The sequence below is a fragment of the Erwinia sp. JH02 genome (assembly GCF_013074405.1).
Taxonomy (GTDB): domain Bacteria; phylum Pseudomonadota; class Gammaproteobacteria; order Enterobacterales; family Enterobacteriaceae; genus Erwinia; species Erwinia rhapontici.
Genome location: NZ_JABANZ010000005.1, coordinates 153,148 through 167,777 on the forward strand (window position 1 = coordinate 153,148; position 14,630 = coordinate 167,777).

At 54.9% G+C, this 14,630-nt stretch carries 12 protein-coding genes; 2 read left to right on the top strand and 10 right to left on the bottom strand.

Features of this window, described 5'->3' with window-relative positions; translation table 11 throughout:
• Positions 1 to 2: 2 nt before the first annotated feature.
• From mraY to ilvI, 10 genes are all read right to left on the bottom strand, one after another.
• Positions 3 to 1,085: a phospho-N-acetylmuramoyl-pentapeptide-transferase gene (mraY, locus tag HHI26_RS13300; RefSeq protein ID WP_133842304.1), complete on the bottom strand. Its 1,083-nt coding sequence runs from the start codon at positions 1,083 to 1,085 to the stop codon at positions 3 to 5.
• Positions 1,079 to 2,440 carry a UDP-N-acetylmuramoyl-tripeptide--D-alanyl-D-alanine ligase gene (gene murF, locus HHI26_RS13305; RefSeq protein WP_133842305.1) on the bottom strand — a complete coding sequence of 454 codons (1,362 nt, stop codon included), beginning with the start codon at positions 2,438 to 2,440 and terminating at the stop codon, positions 1,079 to 1,081. Before murF ends, mraY begins: the two co-directional genes overlap by 7 nt.
• Positions 2,437 to 3,924: a UDP-N-acetylmuramoyl-L-alanyl-D-glutamate--2,6-diaminopimelate ligase gene (murE, locus tag HHI26_RS13310; RefSeq protein ID WP_171149230.1), complete on the bottom strand. Its 1,488-nt coding sequence runs from the start codon at positions 3,922 to 3,924 to the stop codon at positions 2,437 to 2,439. Before murE ends, murF begins: the two co-directional genes overlap by 4 nt.
• Entirely contained in the window at positions 3,911 to 5,677 is a 1,767-nt protein-coding gene (locus HHI26_RS13315; protein WP_133842307.1) for a peptidoglycan glycosyltransferase FtsI, read from the bottom strand. The genes murE and HHI26_RS13315 overlap by 14 nt, the downstream gene beginning before the upstream one ends.
• Before the next feature lie 15 nt (positions 5,678 to 5,692).
• On the bottom strand, positions 5,693 to 6,013 hold the full coding sequence (gene ftsL, locus HHI26_RS13320; RefSeq protein WP_133842308.1) for a cell division protein FtsL: 321 nt from the start codon (positions 6,011 to 6,013) through the stop codon (positions 5,693 to 5,695).
• Entirely contained in the window at positions 6,010 to 6,951 is a 942-nt protein-coding gene (gene rsmH / locus HHI26_RS13325; protein ID WP_133842309.1) for a 16S rRNA (cytosine(1402)-N(4))-methyltransferase RsmH, read from the bottom strand. Before rsmH ends, ftsL begins: the two co-directional genes overlap by 4 nt.
• A gap of 2 nt (positions 6,952 to 6,953) precedes the next feature.
• Positions 6,954 to 7,412, bottom strand: coding sequence for a division/cell wall cluster transcriptional repressor MraZ (mraZ, locus tag HHI26_RS13330; RefSeq protein WP_133842310.1), 459 nt, complete (start codon positions 7,410 to 7,412; stop codon positions 6,954 to 6,956).
• Positions 7,413 to 7,928: 516 nt separating this feature from the next.
• Positions 7,929 to 8,939, bottom strand: a complete 1,011-nt coding sequence (gene cra, locus HHI26_RS13335; RefSeq protein WP_133842311.1) for a catabolite repressor/activator — start codon at positions 8,937 to 8,939, stop codon at positions 7,929 to 7,931.
• Positions 8,940 to 9,100: 161 nt separating this feature from the next.
• The gene (gene ilvN / locus HHI26_RS13340; protein ID WP_133842312.1) at positions 9,101 to 9,592 is read right to left on the bottom strand and encodes an acetolactate synthase small subunit; all 492 of its coding nucleotides are present in this window, start codon (positions 9,590 to 9,592) and stop codon (positions 9,101 to 9,103) included.
• Between the two features lie 2 nt (positions 9,593 to 9,594).
• The gene (gene ilvI / locus HHI26_RS13345; protein ID WP_133842313.1) at positions 9,595 to 11,319 is read right to left on the bottom strand and encodes an acetolactate synthase 3 large subunit; all 1,725 of its coding nucleotides are present in this window, start codon (positions 11,317 to 11,319) and stop codon (positions 9,595 to 9,597) included.
• 651 nt (positions 11,320 to 11,970) lie between these two features.
• Between ilvI and leuA the strand changes: the two genes are divergently transcribed.
• Together leuA and leuB are read left to right on the top strand one after the other, a co-directional pair.
• The gene (gene leuA, locus HHI26_RS13355; RefSeq protein WP_133842314.1) at positions 11,971 to 13,539 is read left to right on the top strand and encodes a 2-isopropylmalate synthase; all 1,569 of its coding nucleotides are present in this window, start codon (positions 11,971 to 11,973) and stop codon (positions 13,537 to 13,539) included.
• A 1-nt stretch (position 13,540) separates the two neighbouring features.
• Entirely contained in the window at positions 13,541 to 14,629 is a 1,089-nt protein-coding gene (leuB, locus tag HHI26_RS13360; RefSeq protein WP_133842315.1) for a 3-isopropylmalate dehydrogenase, read from the top strand.
• The last annotated feature ends 1 nt before the right edge of the window (position 14,630 follow it).

The following is a 14,630-nucleotide window of genomic DNA, read 5'->3' on the forward strand; positions in this document are numbered from 1 at the left end:
AATTAACGCACCTTCAGTGTTGCCAGGCCAATCAGCACCAGCATCAGTGAAATGATCCAGAAACGCACGATGACGCGAGGTTCTGGCCAGCCTTTCAATTCATAGTGATGGTGGATCGGCGCCATGCGGAAAATACGTTGCCCGCGCAGTTTGAACGACCCGACCTGCAGGATCACCGACAGCGTTTCCACCACAAACACACCGCCCATGATCACCAGCAGGAACTCCTGGCGCAGCAGCACGGCGATGGTTCCCAGCGCGCCGCCCAGCGCCAGTGAACCCACATCACCCATAAAGACCTGTGCCGGGTAAGTGTTGAACCACAGGAACCCTAAGCCCGCACCGACAATCGCGGTACAGACAATCACCAGTTCACCGGCATGGCGCAGATACGGAATATGCAGATACTCAGCAAACTTCACGTTACCCGTTGCCCAGGCCACCAGGGCAAAGCCCGCAGCAACAAAAACGGTGGGCATAATCGCCAGGCCATCAAGGCCATCCGTCAGATTGACCGCATTGCTGGTGCCGACAATCACAAAGTAAGCCAGCAGCAGATACAGCAGCCCCAGTTGCGGCATCACGTCTTTAAAGAACGGCACAACCAGTTCGGTCGCCGGGGTATCTTTGCCGATCATGTACATCACGAAAGCCGCAGCCAGCGCAATCACCGACTGCCAGAAGTATTTCCAGCGGGCAATCAAGCCTTTGGTGTCTTTGCGCACGACTTTACGATAGTCATCCACAAAGCCAACGGCGCCATAGCCTAACAGCACGAACAGTACGCACCAGACATACGGATTGGAAGGATAGGCCCACAGCAGCACTGAAATCGTGATGGCAGTGAGGATCATAATCCCGCCCATCGTCGGCGTGCCGCGCTTGCTGAAATGCGATTCCGGGCCGTCGTTACGTACAACCTGACCAAAAGACATTTCCTGCAGGCGGGCAATCATTCGCGGCCCCATCCACAAGGAGATAAACAGCGCGGTCAGCAGGCTGACAATGGCGCGAAACGTCAGATACGAAAAGACGTTAAAGCCGGAATAAAATGTGACCAGATGCTCGGCCAGCCAGACTAACATGCGCCTTTCTCCTGTAAGGTTTGCACAACCTGCTCCATCGCAGCACTGCGTGAACCTTTAACCAATACGGTAATCTGTTGATGTTGTGACAGTAGCTCACGCGCACGCGCGCTGAGTGCTGCCTTATCACGGAAGTGCTCACCCACACCGCTGGCATCAGAGATGTCCTGGCTGAGTGAACCTACACTTAATACTTTGTCGATACCGGCGGCCTGTATGGCTGCACCCACCTGACGGTGGCACTCGGCGGCCTCAGCCCCCAGTTCGCCCATATCGCCGACGATCATCACGCGATAACCCGGCATCTCAGCCAGTACCTGTGCGGCGGCGGTCATCGAACCCACGTTGGCGTTGTAGCTGTCGTCCAGCAGCAACTGGTCCGCACCCAAGATCACCGGGAACAGACGCCCCGGAACGGCTTGCAGCGAACTCAGCCCTTGTTTTACTGCACTCAGCGGCGCGCCAACCGATAACGCCAGTGCACTGGCGGCCAGCGCGTTGGCAATATTGTGACGCCCCGGCAGCGGCAGCATCACCGCCACATCGCCTTTCGGCGTATGTAAGGTGAACTGCGTGCCCTGAGTGCTAAATGTCACGTCCGTGGCATAAAAATCACTGTCAGCCTGCTGCTCGGGCGAAAAACGCCAGACCGTTTTGGCATGCAGCGCCTGCTGCCAGTGCGGCCAGTCGTTGCTGTCGTTGTTGATAATCGCAGTGCCATGCAGCGGCAGGCCGTTAAAAATCTCACCTTTGGCTTTCGCCACGCCCGCCAGCGACCCGAACCCTTCCAGGTGCGCGGCAGCAAGATTATTCACCAGCGCCGTTTCCGGCCGGGTCAGTTCAGTGGTGTATGCGATCTCGCCCTGGTGGTTAGCCCCCAGTTCAATCACCGCATACTGATGATCGGTTGTCAGACGAAGCAGCGTCAGTGGCACACCGATGTCGTTATTCAGGTTTCCGGCGGTATACAGCGTCTCACCACATTCGCGCAGGATAGCGGCCGTCATCTCTTTCACGGAGGTCTTGCCAGAGGAGCCAGTCAGCGCCACAACGCGGGCACCCGATTGTTGACGGACCCAACCTGCCAGCTGGCCCAGTGCAATACGGGTATCCGCCACCACCACCTGCGGCACGGCGACAGGTAAGTGCTTACTCACTAATAACGCAAGCGCACCCGAGGTGAGTGCATCAGCAACAAAGTCATGTGCATCAAAGCGTTCGCCTTTCAAGGCGATAAACAGACAGCCTGCGGTGACCTTACGGGTATCCGTGGTGACCGCATCCATCGTCAGGTCGCTGCCATACAGCGTGCCGCCGGTGATGTCTGCCAGTTGTCGTAGCGTAAAAGCAATCATGCGAGAACCCCCAGCAGACGTGCGACGGTCACACGGTCAGAGTAATCAAAGCGCTGGTTACCGATGATCTGATAATCTTCATGGCCTTTACCCGCCACCAGAACAATGTCGCCTTCCTGCGCCTGCATTACCGCGTTAGTGACCGCTTGCGCACGTCCCATCACCACGCGTGCACGGCCCGCATCCAGCAGTCCACTCAGCACATCGGCAACAATCGCCGCCGGATCTTCGCTGCGTGGGTTGTCGTCAGTAATCACCACGACATCGGCAAACTGCTCGGCAATGGCCCCCATCAGCGGACGTTTACCTTTGTCACGGTCGCCACCGCAGCCGAACAGGCACCACAGCTGACCTTTACAGTGCAGTCGCGCGGCTGCCAGCGCTTTCTCCAGAGCATCCGGCGTGTGGGCATAATCCACCACCACCGTTGGTTTGCCCGGTGCGCTGAACACTTCCATACGCCCGGTCACTGGCAGCAGTTGCTGGCCGGTTGAGGTCAGTGCAGCCAGCGGATAATCCAGAGACAGCAGCGTAGCCAGTGCCACCAGCAGATTGCTGACGTTAAATGCCCCCATCAGGCGGCTTTCAATTTCACCGTTCCCCCAACTGGATTCAAAACGCACAGAGGCCCCACCATCGTGATAGTTAACGTCTGTTGCTTTCAGCCAGCGCCCACGGCAGCCGGGCTGTAAATTATTTTCCATCGTGACCGCGACGGCATCGGGCAATTTTTCCAGCCAGCGACGGCCCACAGCATCATCAGCATTAATGATCGCCTGGCCTACCTGATGTTCGGAGAACAGCAGCCATTTAGCCGCTTCGTAACGCGTCATATCACCGTGATAGTCGAGGTGGTCGCGGCTCAGGTTGGTGAATGCTGCTGCCGCAAACGGCAAAGCAGCCACACGATGCTGTACGAGGCCGTGTGAGGAGACTTCCATCGCTGCCAGCGTAGCGCCTTTGTTCACCAGCGAGGCCAGCAGGTGCTGCACATCCACCGCCGAGCCTGTCGTATTTTCCGCAGGTGCCAGTTGTCCGTAGACACCGTTACCCACCGTGCCCATCACCGCACCGGTTTCGCCCAACAACTGCGCCCACTGAGCCAGCAGCTGGGTGATGGTGGTTTTTCCATTCGTTCCCGTGACGCCAATCAGCTTCAGTTTCTCACCTGGCTGCTGATAAAAACGCCCGGCCAGCGCAGACAGACGCTGAGAAAGCTGTGCGAGGAAGATCACCGGCACACCGTGCATCTGCACGATCTGTCCGTCTTCTGCTTCACCTTCGGCTTCGGCAATCACTGCCGCCACGCCTTGGGCAATCGCCTGAGGAATAAAACGGCGCCCGTCGGCCGCGTGGCCTTTTATCGCCACAAACAGATCGCCGGATGCCGCAATACGGCTGTCCAGCGTCATTTCACGCAGTGGGAGCTCCGGTGCGCCAGGCACCCAGGGGGCCAGTAAGTCGCGCAGATTACGATCGGTCACTCGATCCCTCATTCTTGTTAGTTACCATCTCGTTCTTGTCACTGGTGGGTAGCGCATCCGGTTCAACATTCATGGTGCGCAATACACCGCCCATGATGGCGCCAAACACGGGCGCAGATACCGCACCGCCGTAATATTTTCCTGCCTGGGGATCGTTAATCACCACCACCAGTGCAAAACGAGGGTTGCTGGCGGGCGCAACACCCGCGGTATAAGCAATGTATTTGTTCACGTACTTGCCGTCCGGACCGACTTTCTTCGCCGTACCGGTTTTAATCGCAATACGGTAACCCTTGATCGCGGCTTTCACGCCACCGCCACCGGGCAAAGCAACGCTTTCCATCATGTGCAACACGGTGCGCACCTGCGCTTCAGGGAAAACGCGTTGACCCGCCACCGGCGGGTCAACTTTGGTAATCGACAATGGGCGATAGATGCCGTAGCTGCCCATTGTTGCGTAGACTCGCGCTAACTGTAACGGCGTTACCATTAGCCCATAGCCGAAAGAGAAGGTGGCCCTCTCTATGTCAGACCACCGTTGTTTTTGAGGATATAAGCCACTGCTTTCTCCGACCAACCCCAAATTGGTCGCTTTGCCGAACCCAAAACGAGAGTAAGTATCCACTAACGCATTGGACGGCATCGCTAACGCCAGTCGTGAAACACCGACGTTAGACGACTTCTGTAGTACCCCGGTCAGGGTCAATTCGCTGTAACGCGCCACGTCTTTAATCTCATGGCCGTTAATCCGGTAAGGCACCGTGTTGAGTACGCTACCTTCACGAACCACGCCACGTTGCAGCGCCGTCATCACCACCATCGGTTTGACGGTGGAACCCGGTTCGAAAATATCGGTGATAGCACGGTTACGCATCACATCTTTGGTGGTACCAGACAGGTTATTCGGGTTATAGGCCGGACTGTTCGCCATCGCCAGCACTTCGCCCGTGTTCACATCCACCAGCACCGCCGTACCTGATTCCGCCTTGTTAAACGCCACGGCGTTATTCAATTCGCGATAGACCTGTGCCTGAAGGCGTTCGTCGATGCTCAACGCCAGGTTATGCGCTGCCTGGCTGTCTACCGTGGAAATATCTTCAATCACACGGCCGAAACGGTCTTTACGCACCGTACGTTCGCCCGGTTGACCTGTCAGCCACTTATCAAAACTTTTCTCAACGCCTTCAATGCCCTGTCCATCGATGTTGGTGAAACCAATCAGATGGGAGGTCACCTGCCCGGCAGGGTAATAGCGGCGTGACTCTTCACGCAGGAAGATACCCGGCAGTTTGAGTTTCTTGATGTAATCGCCAATGGCTGGATTCACCTGACGCGCCAGATAAACAAAGCGGCCATTCGGATTGGCATTAACACGTGCCGCCAACTGGTCAAGGGGGATAGAAAGCGCATCGGATAAGGCTTTCCAGCGGCTGTCTAGCGTAATACCGCCTTTGTCGTGCAGCTCTTTCGGATCGGCCCAGATCGCATTGACCGGCACACTGACCGCCAGTGGTCGGCCCGCACGGTCGCTGATCATCCCGCGCGAGGTTGGGATGGCCTGAACGCGCAGTGAGCGCATATCCCCTTCTCGCACCAGTCGGTCAGGGTTAATGACCTGAAGATACGCAACCCGCAACAGCAGGCCTGCCAGCGCCAGAAAAATACAGCCACACAGCAACGCAAAACGCCAGCTTACAAAGCTGGCCTGATCTTCAGTGCGTTTCGACTTCTGCGTTTTGGTTGCGGCTCTCATTGAGTCCGTATGTCCTTATTGCTGTACCACAATATTTTCCTGAGAAGGATCAACGTGTTGCATCTGAAGTTTCTCCGTTGCTGTGCGTTCCACCCGGCTGTGATCGCCCAGTGCATTCTCTTCAAGGATCAGGTTACGCCACTCGATATCGAGGGCGTCGCGTTCCAGCACAAGCTGCTCGCGCTGAGCGGTCAGCAGGCGAGTTTTGTGTGCCGTCGTCACCACCAGCACGGCTGAAACCAGCGAGGCAACCAGCAGGATCAGAGGGATCTTGCCATGGCGCAGCAGGTCCCCGCCGATCACTCCCGGCAGGCTGTGACGTTCGTTGCCGATCATGACGCCGTGCGCTCCGCAATACGCAGTACGGAACTGCGCGCGCGCGGGTTATCACCAACTTCAGTGTCGCCAGGCATCATTTTCCCCAGGGCTTTCAGACGACGTCCGCCCAGGCTGTTCAGCTGTGCTTCGGTCATCGGGATACCATGAGGCACCTGAGGACCGCGACTCTGTTCACGCATAAAACGCTTCACAATGCGGTCTTCCAGCGAGTGGAAGCTGATCACCGAGAGACGTCCACCCGGAGACAATGCACTCAGTGCACCTTTCAGCGCCTGCTCAATTTCTTCCAACTCACTGTTTACCCAGATACGGATTGCCTGGAAACTACGCGTAGCAGGGTGTTTAAACTTGTCTTTGACTGGCGTTGCCGCATAGATCACGTCGGCCAGCTCTTTGGTTCGGGTCATTGGCTGTTCGCGGTTGCGCTCAACAATGGCGCGTGCGATACGTTTAGCAAAGCGCTCTTCACCAAAGGTTTTCAGCACAAAGACAATGTCTGTTTCTTCTGCTTTCAGCAGCCACTCGGCCGCCGACTGACCGCGCGTGGGGTCCATACGCATATCCAGCGGCCCATCGCGCATGAAGGAGAAACCACGTTCGGCATCATCAAGCTGGGGTGAAGAAACACCCAGATCCAGCAGGATCCCGTCGATTTTTCCGGTGAGCCCACGCTCTTCGACATACTCCGCCAGTGCGGAAAAAGGGCCATGAATGATGTTGAAACGCGGATCGGTGATCTCAGCAGCGGCTGCAATCGCCTGCGGATCGCGGTCGATGGCATACAAACGTCCCTGCTCTCCCAGTTGGGAAAGGATCAGGCGTGAATGTCCACCGCGCCCAAAGGTGCCATCAATGTAGATGCCGTCAGAATGAATATTGAGGCCGTTTACCGCCTCATCTAAAAGCACTGTGGTGTGTTTAAAAGTATCCTGCATAGCTATAACGACAAATCCTGCAGCCGGTCAGACAAAGGCGCCTGAGAGGACTGCTCTGCGTCAATATCTTCCTTGACTTGTTGATACCAGGTCTGTTCATCCCACAGCTCAAACTTGTTGAACTGTCCAACCAGCATCACTTCTTTTGTCAGACTCGCATGTTGACGAAGGGTATTCGCCAGCAACAAACGGCCTGCATTATCCATCTGGCATTCACTGGCGTGCCCCAGTAACAGGCGTTGTACACGGCGCTCTGCTGGGTTCATGCTGGATAAACGAGACAGCTTTTGTTCAATAATTTCCCATTCGGGCAGGGTATAGAGCAACAGGCATGGCTGGTGGAGGTCAATGGTACAAACCATTTGCCCTTGTGATTCCCCGATCAGCGTTTCGCGATAGCGCGTTGGCACGGCAAGCCGCCCTTTGCTGTCGAGATTGACTAACGTTGCCCCTCGGAACATGCCAGTCTCACCCCCCAGTTACCCAAGATCACCACTTAACTCCACAAATTCCCACCAAAAGAGTGTACGGAGCAGAGGAAAACATTGTCAAGCCGCAGCAATGACTGAATGGCACTATTTCTTCGTGAGGTAAAATAGGGGGAAGTTAAAAACAAACGACCTTAAGAGGAAATTTAAAAATAAACTAATGAATAATGGCAGGAAATTCTCACAAGCCTGTCAATTGCTCAAAAACTTACCACCTATTCATCGCAAAAAATAAGCTGCCCGCTTTGCGACGTGGGCGGCATTTTAAGTTATTTCTTAAAATTTTCCCAGCACAACCCCAGTGACAGCGCAGGGTACTGTGACTGGCAAGTTACAGAGTATTTATAAACGTCAGGCTTTATAATCAGATGCTGACATTCAGCCTATCTTTTTACTTTTATTTACCCGACCTCTCTCCACCATCATGGCTAAATTGTGCCCACCCTGTTGGACAGATAAGAAAAAGGCAGCTTTCGCTGCCCTGAGTTTTCAGTTTGTTTTACGGTTTAAACGACCCCGTCGATAAAGATTACGACGGATTCGTGTCAGACCCGGTTTAGGTTTACGGGGCTCATCAAGGCTGGCAAGCACCAACTCAAGGACACGCTCCGCAACATCGCGGTGTCGCTGCCCCACGGCCAGCACCGGGCAATCGAGGAAGTCCAGTAACTCATGGTCGCCAAATGTGGCGATGGCCAAATCCTGCGGCAGCCGCCCTTCCCGACGCAACGTCACATCCATTACGCCCTGCAACAGGCCGAAAGATGTGGTAAACAGCGCCTCAGGCATGTCATGGGTTTCCAGATATTTTTCAAATAATGTTGCTGCGGCACTGCGCTCAAAACTGTTGGCATAAATGTAGTCGATCGGCCGTTCGTCCCCTTTCCATGCATCCCGAAAGCCCAACTCACGAAGGAAGCTGACGGACAGTTCCGGTAACGCCCCCAGGAAAAGCACTGATTTTGCGGGCAACTTACGCAATTCAGCACCCAATGCTTCGGCATCATCCTGATCGGCACCCACCACGCTGGTAAAGTGCTCACGATCCAGCGCACGGTCCAGAGCAATGATAGGCAGTGGATCGTTAATCCAGCGCTGATAGAACGGGTGCTCCGGCGGCAAGGATGTAGAGACAATAATGGCATCCACCTGGCGTTGCAGCAGGTGTTCCACACAGCGCATTTCGTTATCAGGCTGATCTTCCGAACAGGCGATCAGTAACTGGTAGCCTCGCTGGCGGGCCTGGCGCTCCAGATAGTTCGCAATCCTTGTGTAGCTGGTATTTTCCAGGTCAGGAATAACCAGTCCTATCGAACGCGTGCGTCCGGCGCGTAACCCCGCAGCCACTGCATTCGGATGGTAATTATGCTCACGCACCACCGCCATAACCTTCTCGACGGTTTTATCGCTGACACGATACTGCTTGGCCTTGCCATTAATTACGTAGCTGGCCGTCGTACGCGAAACACCCGCGAGGCGCGCAATTTCATCCAGTTTCACAATAACCCCACAATTCGCTATGGATTAGTATTTGTAACATCTAACCGCAGAATAGTTTAGCGAGCAACCGCTTTTCATCTGCGACAGGGGCTTTGTGACAAAATAAAAAAACCCGGCATTACGCCGGGTTAACAAACATTCGGGATTCGGGTGGGAAGCTATCAACGCATAATGCGTTCGCCGCGCGCCACACCAACAATACCTGAACGCGCAACTTCAACGATTTCCGCGACTTCACGTACGGCGCTGAGGAAGGCATCCAGCTTGTCACTGGTGCCCGCAAGCTGAACCGTGTAAAGCGATGGCGTTACATCCACAATCTGACCACGGAAAATTTCAGCACAGCGTTTGACCTCTTCACGCCCATAGCCGCTGGCCTGGATCTTCACCAGCATGATCTCACGCTCGACGAAAGCGCCCTGTCCGAGTTCGCTGACACGCAGCACATCAACCAGCTTGTGCAGCTGCTTCTCGATCTGCTCCAGAACCTTTTGGTCACCCACGGTCTGAATCGTCATACGCGACAGCGTCGGATCGTCCGTGGGTGCCACGGTCAGGCTTTCAATGTTGTAGCCGCGCTGGGAGAACAGGCCTACCACGCGGGACAATGCGCCGGATTCGTTTTCCAGCAGAACCGATAATACACGACGCATAGTTACGTCCTCTCCGTTTTGCTCAACCACATTTCGTCCATACCGCCACCGCGAATATGCATCGGGTAAACGTGTTCCGTGCCGTCAACGTTAACATCAACAAACACCAGGCGCTCGCGGCCCAGATGTTCCAGCGCTTCTGCCAGCTTCGATTCCAGTTCATCAGGATGGCTGATGGAGATACCTACGTGACCATAAGCCTCTGCCAGGCGGACAAAATCAGGGAGCGATTCCATATACGACTGCGAATGGCGACCGGAATAAATCATGTCCTGCCACTGCTTCACCATGCCCAGGACACGGTTGTTCAGGTTCAGCACCAGTACCGGAATGCCGTACTGCAACGCGGTAGACAGCTCCTGGATATTCATCTGAATACTGCCATCGCCAGTGACACACACGACGGTTTCCTGCGGCAGAGCCAGCTTCACGCCCAGTGCAGCCGGCAGGCCAAAGCCCATCGTTCCCAGGCCACCGGAGTTGATCCAGCGGCGTGGTTTATCAAACTGATAATAGAGCGCAGCAAACATCTGGTGCTGACCCACGTCGGAAGTGACGTAAGCATCGCCATTTGTCAGGCGATAGATGGTTTCGATCACCGCCTGCGGCTTGATCTTATCGCTGGTACGGTCAAACTCGAGGCACTGACGTGAACGCCATTGATCGATGCTCTGCCACCAGTCGCGTACGCTGTCGTAATTCTGCTGCACATCGCTCTGTGCCAGCAGTTCCAGCATCTGTTGTAGAACCAGTTTGGCATCACCCACGATCGGCACATCCGCTGCAACCGTTTTCGATATCGACGTCGGATCGATATCGATATGCAGCACCGTGGCATTCGGGCAATATTTCGCCAGATTGTTGGTGGTACGGTCATCAAAACGGACACCGACTGCGAAGATCACATCGGCGTTGTGCATCGTCATATTGGCTTCATAGGTGCCATGCATACCGAGCATGCCCACACACTGGCGGTGCGTGCCAGGGAATGCACCCAGGCCCATCAGTGAAGTGGTCACCGGGATATTCAGCGTTTCAGCCAGCTGGCGCAGTTCGTCATGACAAACGGCATTAATCACGCCACCACCGGCATAGATTACCGGCTTTTTCGCGGCCAGCAGAGTTTGCAGCGCGCGTTTAATCTGGCCTTTGTGGCCCTGAGTCGTCGGGTTGTACGAACGCATGCTGACTTCATCAGGCCAGACATACGGCAGCTTATTCGCCGGGCTCATCATATCTTTAGGCAGGTCAACCACCACCGGTCCGGGACGACCGCTGGCCGCCAGCCAGAATGCTTTCTTCATAATGGTCGGGATATCTTCTACCCGTTTCACCATAAAGCTGTGTTTGACCACCGGGCGGGAAATACCCACCATGTCGCACTCCTGGAAGGCGTCGTAGCCGATCAGGGAAGACATGACCTGGCCGGATAGCACGACCATCGGGATGGAGTCCATATAAGCGGTAGCAATACCGGTAATCGCATTGGTTGCACCCGGTCCTGAGGTCACCAGCACCACACCCACATCACCGGTTGCACGTGCGTAGCCGTCGGCCATATGCACAGCACCCTGCTCGTGACGGACAAGGATATGATCCACGCCACCAACGGTTTGCAGAGCGTCATAGATATCGAGGACCGCTCCGCCGGGATAGCCGAATACATGTTTTACGCCCTGATCGATTAACGATCGGACCACCATCTCGGCTCCTGACAACATCTCCATTTTTGCCTCCAGGCTTAAGGTGCTGATTTATCTTGCACGGACAGCATAACGTCACCGGACGGCAGATAAGGTCAAAACCTGTTTTTTTTATGCTCAGATAGTGGAAGTCATTTCCAAAATCCAGGTACAGGGCGAAGCCCCAGTTTTTTGAGGTTATGGCAAATACCATAACCGTAGAAAAGTTGGCAGGCAAACGGCAAACCTTACGACATGTGCGGAAAGTGATAATTAAGGCTCTGCCCGCCTGCCCCTGCCATCGACAATTACACTGACGATTTCCCGTTCTAAAAGCGGATTATTCTGCGACGAAGAAATATGCATTGTGATCGTTTTGTTATTAAAACTTTGTGGCCTTTAATGCCCGGCGCGCCAAATAATTCCCACGCTTTGAGGATTGTTATTGAAGGTTGACAGCCCCGGTCTTTATCAGGTATCAATAAAGTCACTGCCAGAATTTAATGAGGTTTGAATCAATGATCCGCACTCATCGCCTACTCGGTCTACTACTAAACGCATCCTCTTTGCGCGGTAGACTGGTGGGCGGAATCAATCACTGATTCAGGCCTGTAAAACCTAAGAAACCCGCGCCGATGCGCGGGTTTTTTTATGCTCGCAGCAGCAGGCGACGTAAACCAGACAAGGAACTATTCCATGAGCGACCAAGTCATTATTTTCGATACCACTCTGCGCGATGGCGAACAGGCATTACAGGCCAGCCTGAGTGTGAAAGAAAAACTGCAAATTGCCCTGGCACTCGAACGTATGGGCGTTGACGTGATGGAGGTCGGTTTCCCGGTGTCGTCTCCTGGTGATTTTGAATCCGTCCAGACCATCGCCCGCCAGATTAAAAATAGCAGGGTCTGTGGCCTGGCACGCTGTGTAGAAAAAGATATCGACGCGGCCTATGAAGCGCTGCGTGTTGCAGATGCCTACCGTATTCACACCTTCCTCGCCACCTCGCCGATGCATATCGCCACCAAGCTGCGCAGCACGCTGCCAGAAGTGATTGAGCGTGCAGTCAAAATGGTGAAACGCGCACGTAACTATACGGACGACGTGGAGTTCTCGTGCGAGGATGGCGGACGCACCCCCATTGATGACCTGTGCCGCGTAGTGGAAGCAGCAATTAATGCCGGTGCCACCACCATCAACATCCCTGATACCGTGGGTTACACGCTGCCGTACGAATATGCCAACATCTTTAGCGCATTACGCGATCGTGTGCCGAATATTGATAAAGCCATTCTGTCTGTTCATACCCACGACGACCTGGGGATGGCGGTAGGTAATGCGCTGGCCGCCGTTAACGCGGGCGCCCGTCAGATTGAAGGGGCGATGAATGGCCTGGGTGAGCGCGCAGGTAACTGTGCGCTGGAAGAAGTGATTATGGCGATTAAAACCCGCGGACAATTGATGAACGTTCAGACGCGGATTAATCATCAGGAGATCTACCGTACCTGCCAGACCGTCAGCAAAATCTGCAACATGCCTATCCCTGCCCACAAAGCGATTATCGGCTCCAATGCTTTCGCTCACTCTTCCGGTATCCACCAGGATGGCGTGCTGAAAAATCGCGAAAACTACGAAATCCTGACACCAGAATCCATCGGTCTGAAACAGGTGCAGTTAAACCTGACCTCACGTTCCGGCCGTGCTGCCGTGAAGCACCGCATGGAAGAGATGGGCTACACCGACAGCGAATACAATATGGATACGCTGTACGACGCATTTAAGGCGCTGGCCGATAAAAAAGGCCAGGTGTTCGATTATGACCTGGAAGCGCTGGCATTTATCAACAAACAGTCTGAAGAGCCAGAATACTTCACGCTGGATACCTTCAACGTGCAGTCCGGCTCCAGCGTGATTGCGACCGCTACCGTGCAACTGGGCTGCGGTGAAGAACAGAAGACTGAAGCGGCGACCGGAAACGGCCCGGTGGATGCGGTGTATCAGGCGATTAACCGCATTACCAGCTTCGATACCGAGCTGATCAACTATCAGCTGACCGCTCAAGGTCACGGTAAAGATGCCCTGGGTCAGGTGGATATCGTGGTGCAGTACAACGGCCGCAAATTCCACGGCGTGGGCCTGGCGACGGATATCGTCGAATCCTCGGCTAAAGCGATGGTCAACGCACTGAACACTATCTGGCGCGCACGTCAGGTTGAACAGGAATTACAGCGTAAGTCTCAGATCAAAGACCAAAAGGAAGCCGTATAACATGTCCCGCACTTACCATATCGCAGTGTTACCCGGTGATGGCATCGGCCCGGAAGTGATGGCACAGGCCAGTAAAGTCCTGGACGCTATTCGCCAGCGTTTTGATCTGCGTATCTCCACCAGCGAGTATGACGTTGGCGGTATCGCCATTGACCGCCACGGCGTACCCTTGCCTGAGGGCACCGTCAAAGGCTGTGAGCAGGCTGACGCTATTCTGTTCGGTTCTGTTGGTGGCCCAAAATGGGAACACCTTCCACCGACCGAGCAGCCTGAGCGCGGCGCCCTGTTGCCACTGCGCAAACATTTCCAGCTGTTCAGTAACCTGCGCCCGGCCAGCCTGTATCAGGGGCTGGAAGATTTCTGCCCGTTGCGCCGTGATATTGCCGATCAGGGGTTTGATATCCTGGTGGTCCGTGAACTGACCGGTGGGATTTACTTCGGCCAGCCGAAAGGCCGCGAAGGCAGCGGTATGCATGAACGCGCTTTCGACACCGAGGTGTATCACCGTTTCGAAATCGAACGCATTGCGCGTATCGCCTTTGAATCCGCGCGTAAACGCCGTAACAAAGTCACCTCGATTGATAAAGCCAATGTGCTGCAATCCTCGATTCTCTGGCGTCAGATTGTGAATGAAGTCGCACAGGACTACCCGGACGTCGAGTTAAGCCATATGTATATCGACAATGCCACCATGCAGCTGATCAAGGCGCCGTCACAGTTTGACGTGATGCTGTGTTCTAACCTGTTCGGTGACATCCTGTCCGATGAATGTGCCATGATCACCGGCTCGATGGGCATGCTGCCGTCAGCCAGCCTGAACGAAAAAGGCTTTGGTCTGTTTGAACCGGCCGGTGGCTCCGCCCCGGATATTGCCGGTAAAAATATTGCTAACCCGGTGGCGCAGATCCTGTCGCTGGCCCTGCTGCTGCGCTACAGCCTGAATGCGGCCGATGCCGCTGATGCGATTGAGCAGGCCATTAACCGTGCGCTGGAAGAAGGTTTCCGCACCGGCGATCTGGCAGGCAGCGGCAAGGCGATCGGCACCGATGAAATGGGCAGCGTGATTGCCCGGTTTATTCGCGAAGCATAAA